Source organism: Photorhabdus namnaonensis, assembly GCF_001684335.1.
Taxonomy (GTDB): Bacteria; Pseudomonadota; Gammaproteobacteria; order Enterobacterales; family Enterobacteriaceae; genus Photorhabdus; species Photorhabdus namnaonensis.
The window spans coordinates 12,455-34,531 of sequence record NZ_LOIC01000018.1 but is presented as its reverse complement, the minus strand read 5'-3'; the positions used below and the strand labels follow the sequence as shown (position 1 = coordinate 34,531).

The window sequence follows — 22,077 nt, the reverse complement described above, 5'->3', positions numbered from 1 at the left end:
GAACCAGAAGGAATGCGACGGTGCAGGTAGTGTCCATTGATGCCCATAAAAATAAAATAGATGGACGTAAAGTGGACATTGGACAAACAAAAAGGGCTACACCTTAGTGTAACCCCTTGATTTATTTGGTGGAGCTGGCGGGAGTTGAACCCGCGTCCGAAATTCCTACATCCTTGGTACTACATGCTTAGTCTAATCTTTACATTCGCTTGCCAGCTGCGGACAGACACGCCACTAACAAACTAGCCTGATTAGATTTAACGCTTCAACCCCAGGCAAGGCATCCACGCGATCTCTTTTGGGTTTGACCTCTCTTGATCCCCGTCCTAAGAGCGGAGGCTAGGGAGAGAGGGCTCTGCGCAGGTTATTAAGCTGCCAGTGCGTATTTTTCGTCGTTTGCGACTATTTTTTTGCGGCTTTTTACGAGGCCAACCGCCCCTCGGCATGCACCTTGGGTTTCGCGAATCCCGTCGAATCCAGAATCAGCCCCAAGTGTCTTAAAAGCAAGTATATCAGAATACTAAACTATAATGCCAGAATTTATCGCCCAGCATTCTTCATAATACGTGCTTTGTCTAATTTCCATTCACGTTCTTTAATGTCCGAACGTTTGTCGTGCGCCTTTTTACCTTTTGCTACGCCAATCTTGACTTTGCACCAGGCGTTTTTCCAATAAAGAGATAAGGCAACAACGGTATAACCATCACGATTGACTCGACCATATAATGAGTCAAGTTCGCGCTGATTAAGTAAAAGTTTGCGTGAACGCATTGGATCACAGACGACATGGGAAGAAGCTACATTTAACGGGGTGATGGTGGCGCCAAAAAGATAAGCGTCTCCATCTTTGAGCAAAACGTAACTGTCGCTGATGTTGGCTTTACCAGCGCGCAGTGATTTGACTTCCCATCCTTGTAACGAGAGACCCGCTTCAAATTCTTCTTCAATGAAGTATTCGTGACGAGCTCGTCTATTCATGGCAATGGTTGCCGAACCGGGTTTGTGTGCTTTTTTCTTTGTCATAGTGTATGCATTATACTGAATGCTTTGGTGAAAGAAATCTTTTCCCGCACATATTTGCTGATTAATGAGTGTTTATTGCATTATACGCTGACAGATTTTTCTTTGATCACGTATAGGTGATATTATTCGCTACAATTAAGCCTTACAGGAAATGATATGCCACAGATTAGTCGCTCTGCGTTAGTACCATACAGCGTGGAACAAATGTACAAATTGGTCAATGATATCGGTTCTTACCCGGATTTTTTGCCGGGATGTGTCGGCAGTCGGGTACTGAGTGTTAGCAATAACGAAATGACTGCATCAGTCGATGTTTCGAAAGCGGGTATAAGTAAGACTTTTGTTACCCGGAATATTCTGGCCGATAACCAAAGCATTAATATGCAACTGGTCGACGGGCCTTTTCGTAAGTTAATGGGAGGTTGGCGGTTCATCCCTCTGAGTGAAGATGCCTGTAAAGTTGAGTTACAACTTGATTTCGAATTCACTAATAAGCTGATTGAATTGGCTTTCGGTAAGATTTTTAAGGAATTGGCCGGGAGTATGGTGCAGGCTTTTACTCTGCGTGCACGCGAGGTTTATCGTGTCTGATATCAATGTCGAAGTTGTTTATGCATTACCTGATCACCAGTATCTGCGTACGGTGAAATTGGCTCAAGGCGCAACTGTTGAGCAGGCAATAGTTGCATCAGGTTTGCTGACTTTGCGCAATGATATTGATCTGCAAAAGAATAAAGTCGGGGTTTATAGCCGTCCTGTTAAGTTGACGGATATTTTGGAAGAGGGTGATAGGGTGGAAATTTACCGCCCATTATTAGCTGATCCAAAAGAAATGCGCCGTAAGCGTGCTGAGCGGGCTAAAAATAATGCTCAATGATTATTATAGACAGTCAGTCATCTATTTTTTTGACTGACTGTCTATATCTCTTTGGTTATTGAAGATCTTCGGTAAGTGAATTTTCGTTTTTAATGTCAGTCAGTACACCATTACTGTCAAATGTCAGTGTCAGTGTTTGCTGAGTCACGTTTTCGTGACCAGGTTGCTGGCGAAATATATAAAACCACGTTTGAGTTCCAAACGGGTCTTGTAACATTGGTGTTCCTAATGTGTAAGCTACCTGTTGCTGGGTCATTCCCTTGTGAATTTTTGATACACTAGTCGGTGTTAGGTAGTTCCCCTGATTAATGTCAGGGCGATAAACAGCCCGTTCCAACGTAGAGCAACCCGCGGTCAGCATGACAAATGATACAGCAGCGGCAGTCAACATTTTACAGCGCATGGTAATTACATTCCTTTAGGGGTCAGGGTGTTGATAATAATAGACCTTGACGAAATTGAAAACCTTTATACCCGTTATCTTTCAAGTTGCTTCTTTGTTGGCTGTGCTCCTTTGCCGTCGCGATGCATCTTGAAATCCATAGGGTATACAAGCTTTAGCTATGACCTTAAATATGCGCAAAAGTTGTGTCAAATTATGCTGCTAGCAGCTCTTTGGCATTTGCCAGGGTATTTTTTGTCACTTCACTGCCTGCGAGAAGCCGCGCCAGCTCTTGTAATCTGGCTTTTTTATCCAGCAATTGCATTTGAGTTTCTGTTTCTTCACCGTCAGTCTGTTTACTGACATAAAAATGTTGGTGTCCACAACCGGCTACTTGGGGCAGGTGAGTGACGCACATAACCTGTGTAGATTCGCCTAATTCGCGTAACAGGCGGCCGACGATTGCGGCTGTCGGGCCGCTGATACCGACATCCACTTCATCGAAAATTAAGGCGGACGTTTCCATTTTCTTAGCCGTTATAACCTGAATTGCCAGCGCAATACGAGAAAGCTCACCGCCTGAAGCGACTTTTGCCAGAGATTGGTGTGGCTGACCAGGGTTAGTGGTGACATTAAATTCAACTTTATCTGAACCATCGGCGTTCAGATGTTCAGGTGCAAAAGAGACATCGATAGTAAAGCGGCCATGAGGCATAGCGAGTTGATGCATACTGTGAGTAATGAGCTCACTTAATTCTTTGGCATATTGTTGGCGAACCAGATGCAATCTTTCTGCGACTTCCAATGCCTGTTTATGGTGTTTATTAACCTGTTCACTAAGGTGGGTGCAGTCATCTTCTTGTTGTGCCAGTGATTGCTGCTCTTCCAATAATTGTTGATGTAGAGAAGGAAGCTCTTCTGGGACAACGTGATGTTTACGGGCTACCCTAATTTGTTGTGAAATTTTCTGTTCCAGTTCAAAGAGACGATTTGGGTCCATATCCAGTTGGTCACCGTAGTGGCGGAGTTCATCGCTGACTTCATTAATTTGAATGGATGCTTCTTCCAGCATAGTGAGTAACTGGTTGAATTTATCATCCATAGTGATGAGTTCCGCCAGCTCGTGTTTAGCGTAATTCAGCAGGCTGATAATATTTTGTTCATCGTTATCACTTAGTAGCTGGAGTGCGGTTTGGCTGACAGAGAGTAACTGACCTCGGTTTGCTAGCCGTTTATATTCATTATCTTGTTCCTGATATTCACCTGGTTGCGGTGCCAACTCATTAAGTTCTTTTAAGTGATATTCCAGCAACTGCTGACGAGATTGACGTTCAAGCGCCTGTTGTTGGAATCGAGCAAGATCCTGACAGCTTTGGTGCCATTGCTGATATGCTTGTTTCATTTCATTTTGTAGATTGGGTTGATTAGCGTAAGTATCAAGCAGGCGTTTTTGGTGACCATTATTCAATAGTAATTGGTGAGCGTGTTGACCATGAATTTGAATAAGATGGGCACCTAGTTCACGTAATTGGGAAAGCGGTACGGCAGTGCCATTGATAAAGCCTCTGGAACGGCCATCTGACGTTATTGTGCGGCGTAGTAAGCATTCATTGCTGTCATCAAGTTGGTGATCTTCTAGCCATTGACGAGCAGAAAGCGCATCAGAAAGAGAAAACCGGGCGCAAATATCAGCACGAGAAGCCCTATTACGCACCATATTGGCCTCACCACGATTACCCAGACATAAACCTAATGCATCAATTGCGATGGATTTACCCGCGCCAGTTTCACCTGTGATGGCTGTCATACCTGGCTGGAAGTCAATTTCAAGCTCACGAACAATGGCAAAATTGCTAATGGTTAACTGGGTGAGCATCACACTTCTCCTGTGTATAAAAACACCTCTGTATCTTCATACAGTATAAACTGGTTTTTTATACAGTAAAGTGGTGAAATCTAATTTTTTTAGAACATTTTTTTAGACCAGCTTAGTTTTGTACTTAATGTATTGAAATAATTATAGTCTTTAGGATGAATGAGATTGAGCTTCTGTTTGCTGCGGCTAATAATCACATCTTCTCCATCCTGTATAGGTAGAACGATTTGGCTATCGCAACTGACTTCATAATCATTGCTATTTTGGGAAAATTTCAATCTTATATTGCTTTCGCTACTGATAACTAGTGGCCGGGAAGACAATGTATGTGGAAACATCGGTACCAGGACGATAGCGTTTAGGTTAGGTGTCAGAATCGGCCCACCTGCGGAAAGCGAGTAAGCTGTGGAACCCGTTGGGGTTGCGATAATCAGTCCGTCAGAACGTTGGGAAAAGGCAAAACGTTCATCGATATAGACTTCGAATTCAATCATATGTGCTACTTTCCCCGGGTGGAGTACGACTTCGTTGATTGCGGTACTGATACGGGGCTTCTGTCCGTTTCTTCGGACTTGAGCTTCTAGCAGGAAGCGATGTTCGTTCCGATATTCGCCATCTAATACTTCAGAAAGTTGCTGTAGGGCGTTATCAGGATCTAAGTCCGTTAGAAAACCCAGATTGCCTCGGTTAATGCCAATGACTTTAATGTCATAACGGGAAAGGACCCGGGCGGCGCCCAACATATTGCCGTCACCACCAACAACGACAGCTAAATCAGCTTGTTGACCGATTTCGGTCAGACCACCCATTCGTGCATCTTTTAAACCGATGTCTTTGGCGACTTGACGATCAATAATGACAGAGTAACCTTTGGATTTTAACCAATGATAAAGCATCTCATGAGTAGCAAGTGCTTCTGGGTGACGAGGGTGGCCAACAATACCTATGCATTTGAATTTTTTATTCATCGTTGTAATTTCCTTCTAGCAAGAGGTTTTATCCTCACAATACGGCGGGTTCCCTTGAATCCCTAGTTTAGATCCCCATAATAGGCTAAGTAGCGAGATTAATGCCAAATACGCGGAGATATTCATGAGTAGTAAAGAACAAAAAATGCCTGACGAGCAAGTCTCGGAAGATATGGAAGTTGTATCTGAACAGCAAAACAGTGCGGATAAAGCAGAAGCATCAGAGACTGAAAGCGTTGTTGATCCGCGTGTCGCAGAGCTGGAAGAACAGCTCAAGCAGGCGCAACAGCGTGAACGTGATGCCATTTTGCGTGCTAAGGCTGAAGTTGAAAATATCCGTCGTCGTACTGAGCAAGATGTGGAAAAAGCCCATAAGTTTGCGTTAGAAAGATTTGCTAATGAACTGTTACCAGTGATTGATAATCTTGAGCGCGCTTTGGAAGCGGTAGATCGCACTAATACCGAAATAGTATCTATGGTTGAAGGCATTGAACTGACGTTGAAGTCTTTCCTTGGGGCTGTGGGTAAATTTGGTATTGAAGTTGTCGGCGACACAAATGTTCCTTTTAATCCTGAAATTCATCAGGCCATGACCATGATGGAGTCCGATCAGCATGAACCAAATCATGTCATGATGGTCATGCAGAAAGGGTATACCTTAAACGGCCGTTTGTTGCGACCGGCAATGGTAGCCGTATCGAAGTAATTTTAACTCAGTAGTAATTTTAGTTTAGTAGTGGTCTTAGTTTAGTAATAAGTATCAATGCCGCTCCAACAGGGGCGGCATTTTTTTACTGTGGCAACTCAGGCGTCCAGTTAATTGGCGCGATGCCTTGTTTTTCTAGCAATGCATTGGCCTTTGAAAAATGTTTGCAGCCAAAGAACCCTCGGTGGGCAGATAGTGGAGATGGATGGGGTGCTTTGAGAACGTGGTGTTTATTAGCATCAATAAAGTAGCCCTTTTTCTGAGCGTGGGAGCCCCAAAGCAGAAAAACGACGCCTGAACGGTGCTCATTGATAGCGGCAATGACTTTATCAGTGAAAGTTTCCCATCCCAGATTCGCGTGAGAGTGTGCATTACCACGTTCTACGGTGAGTACGGTATTGAGTAGTAACACCCCTTGTTTAGCCCAACTGACTAGGCAACCGTGATTTGGATGCTGGAAGTCAGGTATATCGGATGCCAGCTCTTTGTACATATTAACCAGTGAAGGTGGCGCGGGAATACCCGGTTGCACAGAAAAAGAGAGGCCATGTGCCTGATTGGGGCCGTGGTAAGGGTCTTGTCCAAGTATCACCACCTTAATATCAGCCAATTCGGTGTAGCGGAATGCATTGAATACATCCTGTTGTGGCGGATAAATGGTTTTACCTGCCTGACGTTCTTTTGCGACATAGGCTAGCGTGTCGAGAAAATAGGGTTGTTTTTTCTCGTTACCGATTACGTCGTGCCATGTGAGAGGTGCGGACATAGTAAATCCTTTTTATAGATTACCAAATGGATGTTAGCTTACCGATTACAAAATCAGAGGAAAACCTTCGATGCACATTAAAACTAATTTCTTGATCACTATTTCAATGCTGTAAAGTATTTTTGAAAATTTATCCAAAGAATTGCTTTGTGGTTAGCTATAGAAACTTATTTAAAACATAAGGTAGCAATATGTTTTATAGTAACTATATGAAATTAACTGTTCTGAATCAATAGCATCCTCATTTGTGTGAGTAGATAGGAATGCGACATATTGGCCTGACCAAATAACCGAGATAAATCATTGATAATTTGGTTTATTGTGCGAACGTATAGATGGAAGTGATTACGGGTATTCAATGCCGTGAAGGGCCAGATTGTGGTTAAGGATAAGCTGGATCGTTTGAATATCGTATAAACCCAAAACAATACTTGTTGTAAGCACTCAGTTCACTTTGACTCTTTTCTGGCTATTTATTGACAAATAATAGGTAGAAATTTCTCTGTTATTAGAGAGAAGAATCACAGTTGATTAATTTCGTTAACATAATTTAAACATTAATTTAACTTTATGGCATTCCCTGCCGATAGATGAGTTGTACTAATTAAATAGTCGATTATTTTCAGCTATCTTTAGGGGAATTTTATGAGTTTATCAATTGAAATGAATCTATCAGTCGATTCAAGTTTTCCCGTTTTAAATAATCTTCAACGTGTTACACCGTCTTCTGTTCCAGACCAGAATATTAAAAAAGCGACCACTGAAGTTTTTTCCCTCTCGGAAACAACTAAACAAAATAATAGAGTCTATCAATCATTAATTAATGAGCAGAGTATTAACATTAATTTAAAGTCAATCACCGGAATTAAGTCTGAGCAAATTAGTGGTAAACAATCGCATGAAATTGATTATATGTTGACCTTAATCTCTGATGATGTCTACATACGCACCACTATGGGAATAGGTGATTATGTTCGTCTTTCTGATGATGAATTATTAAAGGCAGGAATAGAACCGGCAAATTTAAGGGATGAAACAACAGGCTTTCAGGCAGGTATTTATCGGAATGATGATCTCTATATAGTTGCTTTTGTGGGCACTAATGATTTGAAGGATATATTAACTAATTTACGACAAGGTTTTGGATTTGATGAAGCTCAATATCACCAAGCCATTGACTTAGCTCGTGCTGCCAGAATGGCATTTGGCGAAAACTTATTATTTACTGGGCACTCTTTGGGAGGTGGATTAGCAGCGACAGCCGCATTATCAGTTGGAAAGCCTGCGGTAATATTTAATTCAGCCGGTGTTTCTGACAATATAATGAAAAATTTGGGTCTTTCACCTCAAGAGGGTAGAGCTATCGCTGAAAATGGATTGGTGCGTCATTATGTTGTGGAGCATGATGTGCTTGATGTATTACAACAGAAACTGCCAGTATCTCAGCCAATAGGACATAAAATCTTACTGAAATATAATGAGGATTCAGGAGAATCAGATCAAGGGTTTCCTAATAATCTGATACGTGGATTCAAAGCACATTCTCTTAAAAAGATGTTGGAATTATTAACAATATACAAACCTTGGTCGTCTTTAAATGATGAACAGCAAGAAAAATCTTTAGTCATGCTTAATGAATCAGATCTGAGTGTTTCCGCATAATTAAAAAGAGGTGTGATGAAAATCGGTGAAATAATTGATTCTGAATCGGAACCGAATTGTCAGCGGAGTGGAGAAGATATCACTCCGTTACAATGGGCGATATTCAACCAGAGAATGGATGATGTTAATAATTTGCTGAAGGAGGGCGCTAATCCTGCTCAACTTGGTTTGCAACAAGAAAGTGCTTTACATACGGCTGCAAAAATTGGCAATCCTGATTATCTCAAATCTTTATTATCAGTCGCGCCGAATGTGAATATTATACATCCCATAACCTTAGCAACGCCTTTACATGTTGCGGTTCAGGTAGGGAGAAAAATGCAGGTTGAATTACTGTTGGCCGCCGGTGCTAATCTCAATCAGGCGAATCGGATTGGAGATACTCCGTTACATATTGCAGCCAAAATTAATTCGCCGGAATTGGTGCTGATATTGTTGAAGTCAGGCGCTGATCCTCAATTGCAAAATAAGCAACAATCAACGTTCCAGGTGTATCTCAATCTCACACCGCTAAAAGCGCGGAGCCGTGAGATGCAAGCGGGATATGATGAGGTTAATCATTGGCTGAAAGCTCGGCAAATCAGCCAATATTATTCGAAATAAGATAAAAACGGGCTATTTGGCCCGTTATTTTTCATTAAAGATCAATAAATTAAATCAGTAATTGAGGGTTGGAGCATTAGGAACAATTTAAAAATCACCATGTATTATCGCATTTTATGAATATTTATATTAATTTATTTTCCTTAATAAACAATGTTTAAAACCCAGTGTTTCTTTATATATTCCTTTAAAGATGTTTTGGTGTCTCATAGTGGGCTTGCACGATAAATGATATCTACATTGCTATGATATTTTATCTGATTTTATTAAGCGAAATCGTTAATTTTGATCGCTTGTGTTGTCATATGTGGTAATGATTATGAAAAGTGAAGAAATTTATGGAGACAGTATTTTGATACCTAGTCTGGAAAAACAAGATGACATAATTGTTATGGTAAGTTGTTTGGCGTAATATTTTGAGTTATTTATTTTTTCGAGAAAATATTTGTTTATTACTAATAGGGGTGAATTAATTTTTTGATGTGGCATGTTTTTATGAAAAATAAATAATGGAACTCGTAATTAACATTAAATAATATTCACTTGTTTAAATTTTCATTGATCTTTATCTCAGAAAAATAATTTATATTTATTTGATTTTGACTTTAATTTAAATTAAAGGTAGAAAAAATTAACTTATTAGTCGAATCCGCCAAGTCTTATTTAATTATATGAAATCTCTATTTTGAATAGTTTAATTACATCTTTCAGCTTATGCGAGTGCATGGCAAGGGCTTGTTGAAGGCTTAGCTGGGCTACGTGTCGCTGAGAAAAGACTTTATTTCTGTGGGCAACGACTTATGGTTAGTGTACTTGCAGATGGGATCATTGACATCTACTGTGGAGGGAAGAAACTCACTACCGAATGTTGTCCTGATGGACGTATTTATATTTGCGGAGAAACAAATGACTTCATTCGCTGAACGAGCATCACCTTATTCCGAGGCATTACGCTCCTCATCATTCCGGAAATTGCTTATTGGTCAAGGTTTGTCAATGGTTGGTGATGCAGTCTGTTTAGCTGCCCTTCCTGTTGCGTTGATTCATGCCAAACTTAGCGGGGAGGTTTTTGGTGTCGTCATGGCTGCGGTAGGATTAGGGACGGTCATTGGGGCTGTCGCTGGAGGTCTGCTAGCAGACAGAAAGTCACCAAAACACATTCTCATTGCGACAGATACTGCCAGAGGGTTGGCGCAAGTTGCTGCAACTATGTTACTTGTGTTAAACGCTCCGTGGTGGGGATTAGTACTTGCCTATTTAATATTTGGAATTGGCATTGGCGTCTCTCGCCCATGCGCTCAAGTTCTGCTTGTAAACTTGCTACCCAAGCAAGCCTTAGTGGCAGGAAATGGAGCCATGAATTTTGTAGATAACTTTGTGGCAGTAGTCTTTCCGGCCACAGTAGGAGTGATGATCATATTGTGGGAACCAGCATGGGGAATACTGGTTGATGGTATTACATTTTTCGCAGCAGCTTTTTTTACTGCCCTGATACCTGATATAGGAATTCGTGGTTCCGATGATAAATTCTCTATACGTGAGGTATTGAACGGTATTACAGTCATTACTGGTAACTCTGTATTGTTACTCGGGTTTATCGCGACATTGATCCTGAATGTGTTGTGCTTCCCTATTTTCTTAGTCATCGCTCCATACGCAATCAGTGATCGATTCAGCGATACGATGTGGGGGTTTTGTCTAGCAGCTTCGGGAGCTGGTGCATGTATTGGATCTGTTATCACAGTACTTACCGCTGGTCACCAGCGTCTAATACGACTTGCCGTGATCTGTGGTTTATTTCTTTGTAGTGCAATGCTTTTATTGGGTATGGGGGGCTTCGCTTGGATGGTCATTTTGGGGGCAATGTTTGTTGGGATTGCTGAGGCATCTTGGCTTACTGGTTGGGCCACTGCTATGCAAACCCTCTCTCCGGAAAAAGACCTTGGAAAAGTTGTAGCGGTAGATACTTTTGTTACCAGTGGTGCACACCCATTCATTTATCTTGGAGCAGGAATCATCGGTGCAACGGTGGGATATTCTGAAACACTAACATTGACTGCAATCATTAGTGCTATTGGAATCACTGCCATCGCACTTGCTGCTGTCACTCGGAAAATTTAAAAGGCAATAACATGATTAAATGTAACAATATTCAAGAGCAGGCTATCGAGTTGTCCGAACTAATTTTCAAGCAATGGCAAAATGTTTTGACAACCGGTGATTTTGTGCTTGGTGAAGAGGTTTCAAGATTAGAAAAATGGATGTCACAATGTTGTGGAGGAGCATATGCCATCGCACTCAATTCTGGTACAGATGCTTTACTGAGAAATCATTACAGGAACAAGCAAAAAACTATTTCTACAGCGTAGTCTTCTTACTCGCAAAATATGAAAGGAAAATAACATGTCACTGACTACCATTATTAAAGATACCCCAATATGGGTCTGGATTCTTTTTGCTTTTCTCATCAAGCGCGGGATCAATGCCTTGTATGATCGTGAAATGCGAATTGATCGCCTTTTCTTACTACCAATAGTATTCCTAGTCTGGGGAGTATATAGCGTCATTTATGAAACTACATTCTCAGACTTAGCTTTGATAACGATGATGGTGGGTTTACTCGTCGGGATTGTAATAGGATGGTGTCTGTGGCGCTCTCAACCAAGATTACGTGAAAAAGCAGGCAGTGATTTAATCATCCGTCCTGGCACTTCGTTAACGCTGACGCTGATTGTTATCACATTTATCGTTAAGTTTATTATTACGGCTATGTTAAGTATTCACCCTGCGTTGTTGCATTCGTTACATTTCAATCTGTTTTTTGGCTTTAGCAATGGTGTGCTTGACGGTATTTTCTGGGGCGGAACGCTAAATCTTTTTATTCCTTGGTACAGAAATAGGACCAAGAATGTCTACAAATAGTGTTTATGAAACTCTAATACTCTCTGTTCTCCCCAGCCATGTTGTATCTGGACCATTTGGATCGCCAGTCAGTGTAGTGTGAGTTACAGGTGTAAAGAGCATCCGCCCTACAAAATTATTAGCAAAAAATTAAATACAAATATTCATTTAGCTAATCCTTATTCCTCTGGGAAAAAGGGGTGAATGAGGATATAAATGGGCTAATTCGGCAATACTTTCCAAAAGGGGCAGATTTTAATAAAGTTTCTAATTGGGATGGGAGATAAATCCTGTCATAAACCGATTAAATAATCGATTGCAAAAACTCGGGATGGCAAAATACCTGATGAATTATTTATAGAAATAAAGAGGCGTTTGCAGGGAGCCTATTTACTCACAGAATAATCTTACTATGCGAAACTGCATATTATAATTAACGGGCCAATCGGCCCGTTTAAAGATTTACGCATCGCTATTGGTTGGCGCTTCCGGTTTTGGATTACCGGAAGGTTTACGGCGTTTACCGATATTTTTGCTATCCCGATGACGTATTTTGACTTTTTTCTTCGATTCTTCGGCTTTCTTTTTCTCTTTATTCTCTTTGCGTTTAGCCAATACTTTTTTCGATGGCTTATTGTGGGCTTTGTCACTTGGCGCTTTGGTTGTTGGGCGGAGTTCATCAACCATACGCGACTTTAGTGGTTCATTCAGATAGCGACTGATTTTGCCTAATAAAGGATGATCATGCGCTTCCACTAAAGTAATTGCAGTGCCTTTGCGACCTGCACGAGCTGTCCGGCCGATACGGTGTAGATAAACATCGGCAGTGCGCGGTAAATCGAAATTGAAAACATGGCTGATATCATCAATATCCAATCCACGGGCAGCAACGTCTGTTGCAACCAGAACAGTGACGCTGCCATCATTCAGGAGCTTAACCGCTTCCGTCCTTTTAGCCTGTACCATTTCCCCTTCAAGGAATCGGGCTTTAATGCCGGCTTGATGCAATTCACCCACAAGTTCGTGTACACGTTCACGTTTGCGAACAAAGATAATGGATTTAGTGACATCGGGTTGTTTCAGTAAATGGCAAAGCAGGGCTGTTTTGTGTGCCAAATTGTCTGCACGGTAGTAAAATTGCTGGATTTTTTTGCGTTCACGGCGTGATGGTTCAGCATCAATCTCAATTGGATCTTCCAGTAAGCGCTCAGCAAAATCACGAATGGCTTCCCCTTCCAGAGTAGCAGAGAATAGCATGGTCTGTTTGCGCCAACGGGTTTCACCCGCGATGGTTTCAATATCGTTGGCAAAACCCATATCCAGCATACGATCGGCTTCATCAAGGATCAGTGTTTCAACTGCCCGGCAATCAAAGTTTTCTTCCTTGATATATTGCAGCAGACGGCCTGTAGTGGCGACGACAATATCTTGATTTTCGCTGAAAATTTCTGCGTGATTCATATAGGCTACGCCGCCAGTAATGGTAGCGATATCTAAATTGGTATGCGCAGCGAATTCTTTTGCCTGATCTGCCACTTGCATGGCTAGTTCACGGGTAGGCGTCAGGATCAAAATGCGTGGTGGTCCAGATTTTTTGCGTGGAAAATCCAATAAATGTTGCATAGCTGGCAGCAGGTAAGCTGCGGTTTTGCCGGTACCGGTAGGCGCTGATCCTAGTACATCACGCCCATCCATTGCGGCTGGAATAGCCGCAGCCTGAATTGCTGTTGGGCGGGAATAACCTTTATCATTCAGGGCGTCAAGCAGGCGTTCATCAAGCTCAAGTTCAGAAAAGTTTGTTGCAGTCATCATATACCTCTGTTTAGGTCGCCGATTATAAACAGGTTGGGCGTATTGTTCATCATATTAAAGCGGTCAATTGAGGTAGATAGCTTTTACCGAAACATAATAACCCTTATCCTGTAGCGAAATTTATTGTGCTAAATAGATATAGGTTATTAATTTGAAACAGAAACGACCTTTACGCCGGGATGGATTTACTTTCAAGCAATTTTTTGTTGGTCATGATCGGTGTGCGATGAAAGTCGGGACTGATGGCGTTTTATTGGGAGCATGGGCTCAGGTGAGTGACAAAAAAGCGATTTTGGATATCGGCTGTGGCAGTGGGCTCATTGCGTTGATGTTAGCGCAGCGTACCGATGAGAATACCAAAATTGACGCAGTGGAGCTGGATACAGCGGCCGCATTGCAGGCACAAGATAATTCAGAACAGTCTCCCTGGCAGAGAAAAATAGGTGTTTATCAGCAGGATATTGCTGATTTCGCTGAACAGTATTCGCAATGTTATGACTTAATTGTCAGTAATCCTCCCTATTTTGAGCCGGCTGTCGCTTGTCGAAATGAGGCGAGGGAACAGGCGCGTTATACGGGGTCGCTGACTCACCGGCGGTTATTGCAATATGCAGAGAAGTTGATTACAGCGGATGGTCTGTTTTGTGTGGTATTGCCATATGCCATTGGTGAGGAATTTGAAACAATGGCATGTTGTTTGGGCTGGTTTTCCCATCGTCGGGTTAATATCCGCGACAGGCAAAGCAAGCCATTGCATCGGATGCTATTGGCATTTTCCCGTAAGGAAAAAACTGGCTTGATCAGTGAATTGACTATTCGTCAGCCAGACGGTGCATATACGCGAGAATTTCAGCAATTGGTGACGGATTTCTATCTCTATTGTTAAATTATTTATTGTATTATTGAAAGAACCACGCCGAAGCGTGGTCATGCAGAGGTTTTGCCAGCAAAAATCAGGGTGTCAAAATCGTTGGTTTTGACTCTGGCAGTAAATCGGGATAATCCAATGTGAAATGCAGACCTCGGCTCTCTTTCCTTTCTAACGCACAACGCACGATTAATTCAGAGACTTGCACCAGATTTCGCAATTCCAGCAGATTGTTAGAAATCCTGAAATTGGAATAATAATCGTGAATTTCCTGTTGCAGCATATTAATACGGCGTAGTGCTCGTTCCAGGCGTTTGGTTGTACGCACAATGCCGACGTAATCCCACATAAATAGACGTAATTCATGCCAGTTGTGCTGAATGACGACCTGTTCATCTGAATTGTCAACACGGCTCTCATCCCAGAAGGGGAGTTGCGGCACTTCTCCTATTTTTTCAATCTGTTGTTGGATATCCTCCGCAGCAGACCAACCATATACCAGACACTCCAGCAGAGAATTAGACGCCATACGGTTTGCTCCGTGTAGGCCCGTATAGCTGACTTCACCGATAGCATATAAGTTGTCGAGGTCAGTGCGTCCCTGGTGATCGACAACAATACCACCGCAAGTGTAATGGGCGGCAGGAACGATTGGGATCGGTTCTTTTGTTAGATCAAAGCCCAGCGTCAGCAATTTTTCATAAATCATTGGAAAATGCTGGGTAATGAAATCCGCTGGTTTGTGGCTGATATCCAGAAACATACAGTCAGCACCAAGGCGTTTCATTTCATGGTCAATTGCTCGCGCTACGATGTCGCGAGGGGCTAGTTCAGCTCGTTCATCAAAATCAGGCATAAAACGGCTACCATCCGGTCGTTTCAGATATGCCCCTTCACCTCGCAGGGCCTCTGTCAACAAGAAATTGCGTGCCTGAGGATGGAATAGGCAGGTTGGGTGAAACTGGTTAAATTCCAGATTGGCGATACGGCAGCCCGCACGCCATGCCATTGCAATGCCATCGCCGGATGAGATATCGGGATTTGTCGTATATTGATAGACTTTAGCCGCCCCGCCTGTTGCCAGTACCACGACCTTAGCGCGATAAGTTTCCACCTGTTCTTGCTGACGGTTCCAGATATAAGCGCCGACGACTCGGTTCTCACCATCTAACCGGGCTTTATTTGAAGTAATTAAATCAACCGCATTGCAGCGCTCTCTCACCGTGATATTCGGATGAGACATCGCTTTATCAACTAGCGTCGTTTCTACCTCTTTGCCCGTTGTATCAGCATGATGCAGAATACGACGATGGCTGTGACCACCTTCACGGGTCAGATGATATTGTGTTTCTCCCTCTTCGCTAGTTTCTGTATCGAACATAACACCTTGATCAACCAGCCATTGCACGCAAGGACGGGCATTGCTGGTGATAAACTCAACAGCGCTTTTATCGCAAAGTCCAGCTCCAGCGATAAGGGTATCTTCAACATGAGATTCGATACTGTCTGTTTTATCAAATACCGCGGCGATACCGCCCTGTGCATAATAGGATGCCCCTTCGCTGAGAATACTCTTACTTAATACAGTGACTTTATATTGTGAGGCCAGCCGTAAAGCCAGAGATAGGCCGGCGACACCGCTGCCGATAATAAGTACATCGCTGTAATGTTGTGAGAATAATGATTGCATAATTGATGATGTATGAAGAAGATGGGTAAAAATCATGTTAGCCTATCAGATATGAGAAAGGCGATGATTGCAACAAAATGATGGCGGAAATTGAACTTCGCAGAATTTTATTACTCAAAGCCATGCTTGCTTGGGAATAGGACATCATGGTTAGTTCAGTAAATATCAATGTGGAGCTTTGCTTCGGGAGATTTAACCTCGGATGAGCGAGCAGTTAACGGATCAAATGCTGGTTGAGCGAGTGCAGACAGGTGACCAAAAGGCGTTTAACCTACTGGTAGTCAGATATCAGCATAAAGTAGCGAGTCTTTTATCCCGCTATATTCCGCAGGGTGATGTTCCTGACGTTGCTCAGGAAACATTTATTAAAGCCTATCGGGCATTGGCTTCATTTCGTGGTGATAGTGCTTTTTATACTTGGTTGTATCGTATAGCAGTAAATACTGCGAAGAATTATCTGACCGCTCAAGGGCGCCGTCCGCCGTCCAGTGATTTGGATGCCAGTGACGCAGAAAATTATGAAATTTCGAATGGATTAAAAGAAATTTCGAACCCTGAGAACTTAATGTTGTCAGAAGAATTGAGGCAGGTGGTTTTCCGCACCATTGAATCTCTTCCCGAAGATTTGCGAATAGCAATAACGCTGAGGGAATTAGATGGGTTAAGCTATGAAGAAATAGCTACCATTATGAATTGTCCGGTAGGTACGGTTCGTTCCCGCATCTTCCGTGCAAGGGAAGCCATTGATGATAACATTCAACCACTGATTTAAAATTAAAAATAGTGGAACAATACTGAAGGGTACTTTGACATGCAAAGAGAAAAACTTTCCGCATTGATGGATGGCGAAACTCTTGATAGTGAAGTCGTTAGTATTTTGTCTAAAGATTCTGTAATGCAGAAACGCTGGGAAAATTACCACTTGATCCGTGACACATTGCGCGGTGATGTGGCAGAAGTATTGCATCTGGATATTGCCAGTCGGGTTGCATTGGCTCTTGAAAAAGAGCCAGTTCATTCTATTGCTGGGGCTATTCCTGAATCTCAACCTCAACCAGAGAGCTGGCAAAAAATGCCGTTCTGGCAAAAGTTTCGCCCTTGGGTGAGTCAAATGGTTCAAGTGAGTGTCGCAGCCTGTGTTTCGCTGGCAGTATTGGTTGGTGTACAGCAGTACAACAGTCATAGTGCTGAGGATCTTGAATATCAATCCGATACGCCCGCATTTAACACTTTGCCAATGATGGGATCGGCTTCTCCGGTGAGTTTGGGAGTGCCTTCCGGTGATGATCTGTTTGGCAATGATCAGCGCATTCAAATGCAGGAACGTAATAAACGTATTAACATCATGCTGCAACAATATGAACTCGATCGCCGTGTGCATTTTAAGCAAAATGATGAACGGGGAATTTCACCACAGGTTGCTATTCCAGTTCCCGGGACGCAATCTTTGGGAACACAATAGCAGTAATGAAACGTATTTGGTTTTCCGTCTGTTTGCTAGCGGGCTGTCTGTTTGCTCCTTTACAAGCCTCGGCGCAGCTTAGCGGCGCTGAGGTTTTGTTGCAGGAGATGGGTAATGCTACTCAGTCTCTGACTTACGAGCTTGCTTTTATAAATCTCAACCAACAGGCTATCGTCTCAGTTCGTTATCGCCACGCTGTTATCGGTGGTATTCCAATTGCTCAGATTATGCAGATGGATGGTTCTCGTCGGGAGATTGTCCAGCGTGGTAATGAGATCAGTTATTTTGAACCCGGATTGGATGCTTTCAGTCTTAGCGGTAATCATATTATTGATTATTTACCAGCCGTCATTTTTGCTGACTTCAATCAGTTGAAAAAATACTACAATTTTATTGATGCTGGTCGTACCCATATCGGTGATAGGCCCTGTAGGGTTGTACGTATCACCTCAAAAGATGAAGTGCGTTATAATTATATTTTACTAATCGACGAAGAGACTCATTTACCATTACGTATTGATTTACTTGATCGTGATAGTGAGGCGCTTGAACAATTTAGGGTGGTTTCTTCTACCATTGGTGGGGGCATCAATGATGCAATGAGTGTGATTACTCGCTTAAATATGCCGCCAATGCTGGTCATTCCACCGTCAGAGAAGGTCGTATTTAATTGGAAAGTGGGTAAATTGCCGGCTGGTTTCGTTGAGGTTTCACGTAATCGTCGTAAATTGTCAAATAGTGGCTCACTTGAATCCATTATGTTTAGCGATGGCTTATTCAGCTTTTCTGTGAATGTGACTAACGCTAATAAAACCGGTAAGTTGGAGTATCCTCTCCGTGGCGGGCCTCGAACGATTTATAGTGTGATACGTGGAGCAAATGAGGTGACAATTATTGGTGAACTACCATTGGCAACCGCCAAGCGTATCGCCGCTGGCGTCGCATTTATAGGAGCTGACTGATGGTCAAAGAGTGGGCGACAGTGATTCACTGGCAACAGGGGCGGGCATTATTACGTTATGGTTCCTCTTCTGGCTGTGGCAGTTGTCAGGTGAGAGCGACGTGTGGTTCTTATTTACTCAATAAATTAGGGTCTGATGGCATACATCAGCTTGAACTGGAGATTTCACAGCCATTGCAACCGGGGCAAAAAGTGGAAGTTGGTATCCCTGAAGGGAGCTTGCTGCGTTCGGCGTTGCTGGTTTATCTGACTCCGCTTATTGGGTTATTCCTTGGTGGTGCGCTTTTTCAGTTATGGGTGACCAATCAATTGTGGGTGTTTTGTGGCGGTGTTTTAGGCGGCGCGTTAGGATTCTTCTTTGCCCGCAGAATCGCTGCTTACTGGGATAATCGCCAGGAATATCAACCTGTCGTTTTACAAATCGGCTTGCCTCCTGATGCCATTCACATTCAGCAGCGGGAATAAATCTATTTTCATCATCTAAGACATTTAACAATTCACATCTTAAAGCCGCAGGCATGACTAGGTTTTCGTAGATTTGGCATGTAGAATACAGCCTTTCAGGCCGGTGGCCGACCTAATAACTGTCGCTTTATGTCCCTCTGTGTGTCCATTAGGCGAATGATTCAGAAATATCAAGGCAGAAAAATATTTATAATGAAGCAAATACGAAATTTCTCCATTATTGCTCACATTGACCACGGTAAGTCGACGTTATCTGACCGTATTATTCAAATTTGCGGTGGCTTAACAGATCGTGAGATGGCAGAACAAGTGCTGGATTCAATGGATCTTGAGCGTGAGCGTGGTATCACCATTAAGGCCCAAAGTGTTACCTTGGATTACAAGGCGAATGATGGGCAATTTTATCAATTAAACTTTATCGATACGCCGGGGCACGTTGATTTCTCATATGAAGTTTCCCGCTCATTAGCTGCCTGCGAAGGGGCATTGCTGGTGGTTGATGCGGGACAGGGAGTGGAAGCCCAGACGTTGGCTAACTGTTATACCGCGTTGGATATGGATCTAGAAGTTGTTCCTGTGCTGAACAAAATCGATTTGCCGGCGGCAGAGCCTGAGCGTGTAGCGGAAGAGATCGAAGATATCGTCGGAATTGATGCTACTGATGCAGTGCGTTGTTCAGCCAAAACGGGTGTCGGTGTACAAGACGTCATTGAGCGCTTGGTTAAAGAGATTCCCGCGCCGGAAGGTGATCCTGACGCGCCATTACAGGCTCTTATCATTGATTCATGGTTTGATAATTACCTTGGTGTTGTCTCCCTGGTGCGGATTAAAAACGGCACTTTACGTAAGGGTGATAAAATCAAGGTGATGAGTACCGGTCAGGTGTATAACGCCGAACGCCTTGGCATTTCCACCCCTAAGCGTGTTGATCGCGATGTATTAGATTGTGGCGAAGTGGGTTGGTTGGTTTGTGCAATTAAAGACATTCTTGGCGCGCCCGTTGGGGATACCTTGACATTGGCCCGTCAACCTGCGGAAAAACCACTTCCGGGTTTTAAAAAAGTGAAGCCGCAGGTTTATGCAGGGCTGTTCCCTGTTAGTTCTGATGACTATGAAGCGTTCCGTGATGCATTAGGTAAATTGAGTCTGAATGACGCTTCACTATTTTATGAGCCAGAAAGTTCTTCTGCACTGGGTTTTGGTTTCCGCTGCGGTTTCCTTGGTCTGTTGCATATGGAGATTATTCAAGAACGTCTGGAACGTGAATATGATCTCGACCTTATTACCACGGCGCCAACGGTTGTTTATGAAGTGGAGACAACTAGCCGCGATATTGTCTATGTGGATAGTCCCTCTAAGCTACCACCGCTGAATAATATTGAAGAGTTGCGTGAGCCCATTGCTGAGTGCCATATGCTGTTGCCTCAGGAGTACTTGGGGAACGTTATTACCTTATGTGTTGAGAAACGCGGGATGCAAACCAACATGGTTTACCACGGTAAACAGGTTGCACTGACTTACGAAATACCGATGGCAGAAGTGGTTTTGGACTTCTTCGATCGATTGAAATCTACCTCTCGCGGTTATGCTTCACTGGATTATAATTTCACTCGTTTCCAGTCATCTGATATGGTTCGTGTGGATGTATTGATTAACGGTGAACGAGTTGATGCATTGGCGTTGATTACTCACCGTGGCAATGCGCAGTACCGTGGCCGGGAGCTGGTGGAGAAGATGAAAGAACTTATTCCTCGTCAGCAGTTCGATATCGCAATTCAGGCTGCGATTGGTAATCATATTATTGCTCGCTCAACAGTGAAGCAATTGCGTAAAAACGTCTTGGCGAAGTGTTATGGTGGTGACGTCAGCCGTAAGAAAAAGCTATTGCAGAAACAGAAAGAGGGTAAGAAACGTATGAAACAAGTGGGTAACGTTGAGTTACCACAGGAAGCTTTCTTAGCCATTCTTCATGTTGGTAAAGACAATTAATAAGCTTGTAAGGAGTCTAAATGGCTAACACTTTTGCCCTGATCCTAACGTTGGCAACGTTAGTCACCGGCATTATTTGGTGTATTGATCGTTTCAAATGGGCACCAGCGCGCAAGAAAAAACTTGCCAGATTGCAAGAGTTGACTGAAGGTACAATGGATCAGGAGCATCTGGCTGAGACTATTAACAAGCCAACATGGGTGGATACTTGTTCATCTATTTTTCCTGTGTTAGCGGTGGTTCTGATTCTGCGCTCTTTTGTTTATGAGCCTTTTCAGATTCCATCGGGTTCCATGATGCCGACTTTATTGATTGGTGATTTCATTCTGGTGGAAAAATATTCATACGGATTGAAAGATCCTATCACTCAAACAACATTGATTAAGACCGGCGAACCAAAGCGTGGTGATGTCGCCGTATTTAAATACCCGTTGGACCCCAGTTTTGACTACATCAAACGGGTGATTGGTTTACCGGGCGATAAAATTATTTATGATCCGGCAAAGAAAGAGCTGCGTATTTTTTCTAATTGCAGCAACACAGGGAATTGTCAGGAAGAATTACCGGTTTCTTACGGTTCACTATTCCCAAGTGAGTGGACAATGCAGCAGTATGGCGTCGATTCCAAGGGTGAAAGTCTGAAAAAGATAGGTGTTTTTCAAATTCCCGTTGAAGAAACATTGCCGCCTTACAGTATGCGGCAGGGTGAACGGATTGAAAATCTGAACGCGGCAACCCACCATATTTTGGAGATTCCAGGTGTACTATCGGTACCTAATTTCCGTCAGCCTGGCTTGCCGGAGGGAATGTGGATTGTGCCCGAAGGCCACTATTTTATGATGGGTGATAACCGTGATAATAGCGCTGATAGCCGTGTATGGGGTTTTGTCCCTGAGAAGAATCTAGTTGGTCGCGCTTCCGCCATCTGGATGAGTTTTGAAAAACAGGAAGGGGAATGGCCTACCGGAGTTCGCTTCAGCCGTATTGGTGGAATTAATTAATATTTTTATATTAGCGAAGCATTAATTTTACTCACAGTGTAGAATGTCCTTTCAAACTTAATGAC

22 protein-coding genes, 1 other RNA gene and 1 pseudogene are annotated in these 22,077 nt (G+C 43.0%); 16 read left to right on the top strand and 8 right to left on the bottom strand.

Going from position 1 to position 22,077, the window contains the following annotated elements; all coding sequences use genetic code 11:
* Positions 1–126: 126 nt before the first annotated feature.
* Positions 127–490: a transfer-messenger RNA gene (gene ssrA / locus Phpb_RS02595) on the bottom strand.
* A gap of 50 nt (positions 491–540) precedes the next feature.
* Entirely contained in the window at positions 541–1,023 is a 483-nt protein-coding gene (smpB, locus tag Phpb_RS02590) for an SsrA-binding protein SmpB (protein WP_036777830.1), read from the bottom strand.
* 156 nt (positions 1,024–1,179) lie between these two features.
* On the opposite strand from smpB, the gene Phpb_RS02585 reads away from it, so the two are divergent.
* Both Phpb_RS02585 and Phpb_RS02580 read left to right on the top strand, forming a co-directional pair.
* Positions 1,180–1,614, top strand: a complete 435-nt coding sequence (locus tag Phpb_RS02585; RefSeq protein WP_036810511.1) for a type II toxin-antitoxin system RatA family toxin — start codon at positions 1,180–1,182, stop codon at positions 1,612–1,614.
* Positions 1,607–1,900, top strand: coding sequence for an RnfH family protein (locus Phpb_RS02580; RefSeq protein WP_065389041.1), 294 nt, complete (start codon positions 1,607–1,609; stop codon positions 1,898–1,900). Before Phpb_RS02585 ends, Phpb_RS02580 begins: the two co-directional genes overlap by 8 nt.
* Before the next feature lie 55 nt (positions 1,901–1,955).
* Here Phpb_RS02580 and bamE read toward each other — a convergent pair whose 3' ends face one another.
* The 3 genes from bamE to nadK form a co-directional block, all read right to left on the bottom strand.
* Positions 1,956–2,303, bottom strand: a complete 348-nt coding sequence (gene bamE, locus Phpb_RS02575) for an outer membrane protein assembly factor BamE (RefSeq protein ID WP_065389040.1) — start codon at positions 2,301–2,303, stop codon at positions 1,956–1,958.
* Between the two features lie 193 nt (positions 2,304–2,496).
* A complete protein-coding gene (gene recN / locus Phpb_RS02570) occupies positions 2,497–4,158 on the bottom strand; it encodes a DNA repair protein RecN (RefSeq protein ID WP_065389039.1) in 1,662 nt (553 codons plus the stop codon).
* Between the two features lie 89 nt (positions 4,159–4,247).
* The gene (gene nadK, locus Phpb_RS02565) at positions 4,248–5,126 is read right to left on the bottom strand and encodes an NAD(+) kinase (RefSeq protein ID WP_065389038.1); all 879 of its coding nucleotides are present in this window, start codon (positions 5,124–5,126) and stop codon (positions 4,248–4,250) included.
* Between the two features lie 124 nt (positions 5,127–5,250).
* Between nadK and grpE the strand changes: the two genes are divergently transcribed.
* Positions 5,251–5,832, top strand: a complete 582-nt coding sequence (gene grpE / locus Phpb_RS02560; RefSeq protein ID WP_065389037.1) for a nucleotide exchange factor GrpE — start codon at positions 5,251–5,253, stop codon at positions 5,830–5,832.
* Between the two features lie 85 nt (positions 5,833–5,917).
* On the opposite strand, the gene ung is transcribed toward grpE, so the two are convergent.
* Positions 5,918–6,598, bottom strand: a complete 681-nt coding sequence (gene ung, locus Phpb_RS02555; protein WP_036777820.1) for a uracil-DNA glycosylase — start codon at positions 6,596–6,598, stop codon at positions 5,918–5,920.
* A gap of 645 nt (positions 6,599–7,243) precedes the next feature.
* On the opposite strand from ung, the gene Phpb_RS02550 reads away from it, so the two are divergent.
* The 6 genes and pseudogenes from Phpb_RS02550 to Phpb_RS26495 form a co-directional block, all read left to right on the top strand.
* The gene (locus Phpb_RS02550; protein WP_065389036.1) at positions 7,244–8,260 is read left to right on the top strand and encodes a Tle-like phospholipase domain-containing protein; all 1,017 of its coding nucleotides are present in this window, start codon (positions 7,244–7,246) and stop codon (positions 8,258–8,260) included.
* 15 nt (positions 8,261–8,275) lie between these two features.
* The gene (locus Phpb_RS02545; protein ID WP_065389035.1) at positions 8,276–8,863 is read left to right on the top strand and encodes an ankyrin repeat domain-containing protein; all 588 of its coding nucleotides are present in this window, start codon (positions 8,276–8,278) and stop codon (positions 8,861–8,863) included.
* Between the two features lie 906 nt (positions 8,864–9,769).
* Positions 9,770–10,984 (top strand): MFS transporter, encoded by a 1,215-nt coding sequence (locus tag Phpb_RS02540; RefSeq protein ID WP_065389346.1) that lies wholly within the window; start codon positions 9,770–9,772, stop codon positions 10,982–10,984.
* 11 nt (positions 10,985–10,995) lie between these two features.
* Positions 10,996–11,232: a DegT/DnrJ/EryC1/StrS family aminotransferase gene (locus Phpb_RS02535; protein ID WP_065389034.1), complete on the top strand. Its 237-nt coding sequence runs from the start codon at positions 10,996–10,998 to the stop codon at positions 11,230–11,232.
* Between the two features lie 34 nt (positions 11,233–11,266).
* The gene (locus Phpb_RS02530; protein WP_065389033.1) at positions 11,267–11,785 is read left to right on the top strand and encodes a DUF6622 family protein; all 519 of its coding nucleotides are present in this window, start codon (positions 11,267–11,269) and stop codon (positions 11,783–11,785) included.
* A 96-nt stretch (positions 11,786–11,881) separates the two neighbouring features.
* Positions 11,882–12,169 (top strand): annotated as a pseudogene (locus Phpb_RS26495) (hypothetical protein); the annotation flags it as partial.
* 57 nt (positions 12,170–12,226) lie between these two features.
* Here Phpb_RS26495 and srmB read toward each other — a convergent pair.
* The gene (gene srmB, locus Phpb_RS02525; RefSeq protein ID WP_065389032.1) at positions 12,227–13,573 is read right to left on the bottom strand and encodes an ATP-dependent RNA helicase SrmB; all 1,347 of its coding nucleotides are present in this window, start codon (positions 13,571–13,573) and stop codon (positions 12,227–12,229) included.
* 154 nt (positions 13,574–13,727) lie between these two features.
* Between srmB and trmN the strand changes: the two genes are divergently transcribed.
* Positions 13,728–14,462, top strand: a complete 735-nt coding sequence (gene trmN, locus Phpb_RS02520) for a tRNA(1)(Val) (adenine(37)-N(6))-methyltransferase TrmN (RefSeq protein WP_065389031.1) — start codon at positions 13,728–13,730, stop codon at positions 14,460–14,462.
* Positions 14,463–14,529: 67 nt separating this feature from the next.
* Here the strand turns inward: trmN and nadB are convergent, their stop codons facing one another.
* Positions 14,530–16,170 carry an L-aspartate oxidase gene (gene nadB / locus Phpb_RS02515; protein ID WP_065389030.1) on the bottom strand — a complete coding sequence of 547 codons (1,641 nt, stop codon included), beginning with the start codon at positions 16,168–16,170 and terminating at the stop codon, positions 14,530–14,532.
* A 166-nt stretch (positions 16,171–16,336) separates the two neighbouring features.
* Here nadB and rpoE point away from each other — a divergent pair, with 166 nt between their 5' ends.
* The 6 genes from rpoE to lepB all read left to right on the top strand — a co-directional run bounded on the left by rpoE (position 16,337) and on the right by lepB (position 22,012).
* Entirely contained in the window at positions 16,337–16,906 is a 570-nt protein-coding gene (rpoE, locus tag Phpb_RS02510) for an RNA polymerase sigma factor RpoE (protein WP_046396038.1), read from the top strand.
* A 39-nt stretch (positions 16,907–16,945) separates the two neighbouring features.
* On the top strand, positions 16,946–17,596 hold the full coding sequence (rseA, locus tag Phpb_RS02505) for an anti-sigma-E factor RseA (protein ID WP_065389029.1): 651 nt from the start codon (positions 16,946–16,948) through the stop codon (positions 17,594–17,596).
* A gap of 5 nt (positions 17,597–17,601) precedes the next feature.
* A complete protein-coding gene (gene rseB, locus Phpb_RS02500; RefSeq protein ID WP_065389028.1) occupies positions 17,602–18,558 on the top strand; it encodes a sigma-E factor regulatory protein RseB in 957 nt (318 codons plus the stop codon).
* Positions 18,558–19,022 carry a SoxR-reducing system protein RseC gene (gene rseC, locus Phpb_RS02495; RefSeq protein WP_065389027.1) on the top strand — a complete coding sequence of 155 codons (465 nt, stop codon included), beginning with the start codon at positions 18,558–18,560 and terminating at the stop codon, positions 19,020–19,022. The genes rseB and rseC overlap by 1 nt, the downstream gene beginning before the upstream one ends.
* Positions 19,023–19,214: 192 nt before the next feature.
* Positions 19,215–21,011 carry a translation elongation factor 4 gene (gene lepA, locus Phpb_RS02490; protein WP_065389345.1) on the top strand — a complete coding sequence of 599 codons (1,797 nt, stop codon included), beginning with the start codon at positions 19,215–19,217 and terminating at the stop codon, positions 21,009–21,011.
* Between the two features lie 20 nt (positions 21,012–21,031).
* A complete protein-coding gene (gene lepB, locus Phpb_RS02485; RefSeq protein ID WP_065389026.1) occupies positions 21,032–22,012 on the top strand; it encodes a signal peptidase I in 981 nt (326 codons plus the stop codon).
* Positions 22,013–22,077 lie beyond the last annotated feature (65 nt).

Coding starts and splice junctions, on each gene's coding strand:
- smpB (WP_036777830.1), bottom strand. CDS start 1,023: ATGACAAAGAAAAAAGCACACAAACCCGGTTCGGCAACCATTGCCATG.
- Phpb_RS02585 (WP_036810511.1), top strand. CDS start 1,180: ATGCCACAGATTAGTCGCTCTGCGTTAGTACCATACAGCGTGGAACAA.
- bamE (WP_065389040.1), bottom strand. CDS start 2,303: ATGCGCTGTAAAATGTTGACTGCCGCTGCTGTATCATTTGTCATGCTG.
- recN (WP_065389039.1), bottom strand. CDS start 4,158: ATGCTCACCCAGTTAACCATTAGCAATTTTGCCATTGTTCGTGAGCTT.
- nadK (WP_065389038.1), bottom strand. CDS start 5,126: ATGAATAAAAAATTCAAATGCATAGGTATTGTTGGCCACCCTCGTCAC.
- grpE (WP_065389037.1), top strand. CDS start 5,251: ATGAGTAGTAAAGAACAAAAAATGCCTGACGAGCAAGTCTCGGAAGAT.
- ung (WP_036777820.1), bottom strand. CDS start 6,598: ATGTCCGCACCTCTCACATGGCACGACGTAATCGGTAACGAGAAAAAA.
- Phpb_RS02550 (WP_065389036.1), top strand. CDS start 7,244: ATGAGTTTATCAATTGAAATGAATCTATCAGTCGATTCAAGTTTTCCC.
- Phpb_RS02545 (WP_065389035.1), top strand. CDS start 8,276: ATGAAAATCGGTGAAATAATTGATTCTGAATCGGAACCGAATTGTCAG.
- Phpb_RS02540 (WP_065389346.1), top strand. CDS start 9,770: ATGACTTCATTCGCTGAACGAGCATCACCTTATTCCGAGGCATTACGC.
- Phpb_RS02535 (WP_065389034.1), top strand. CDS start 10,996: ATGATTAAATGTAACAATATTCAAGAGCAGGCTATCGAGTTGTCCGAA.
- Phpb_RS02530 (WP_065389033.1), top strand. CDS start 11,267: ATGTCACTGACTACCATTATTAAAGATACCCCAATATGGGTCTGGATT.
- srmB (WP_065389032.1), bottom strand. CDS start 13,573: ATGACTGCAACAAACTTTTCTGAACTTGAGCTTGATGAACGCCTGCTT.
- nadB (WP_065389030.1), bottom strand. CDS start 16,170: ATGATTTTTACCCATCTTCTTCATACATCATCAATTATGCAATCATTA.
- rpoE (WP_046396038.1), top strand. CDS start 16,337: ATGAGCGAGCAGTTAACGGATCAAATGCTGGTTGAGCGAGTGCAGACA.
- rseA (WP_065389029.1), top strand. CDS start 16,946: ATGCAAAGAGAAAAACTTTCCGCATTGATGGATGGCGAAACTCTTGAT.
- rseB (WP_065389028.1), top strand. CDS start 17,602: ATGAAACGTATTTGGTTTTCCGTCTGTTTGCTAGCGGGCTGTCTGTTT.
- rseC (WP_065389027.1), top strand. CDS start 18,558: ATGGTCAAAGAGTGGGCGACAGTGATTCACTGGCAACAGGGGCGGGCA.
- lepA (WP_065389345.1), top strand. CDS start 19,215: ATGAAGCAAATACGAAATTTCTCCATTATTGCTCACATTGACCACGGT.
- lepB (WP_065389026.1), top strand. CDS start 21,032: ATGGCTAACACTTTTGCCCTGATCCTAACGTTGGCAACGTTAGTCACC.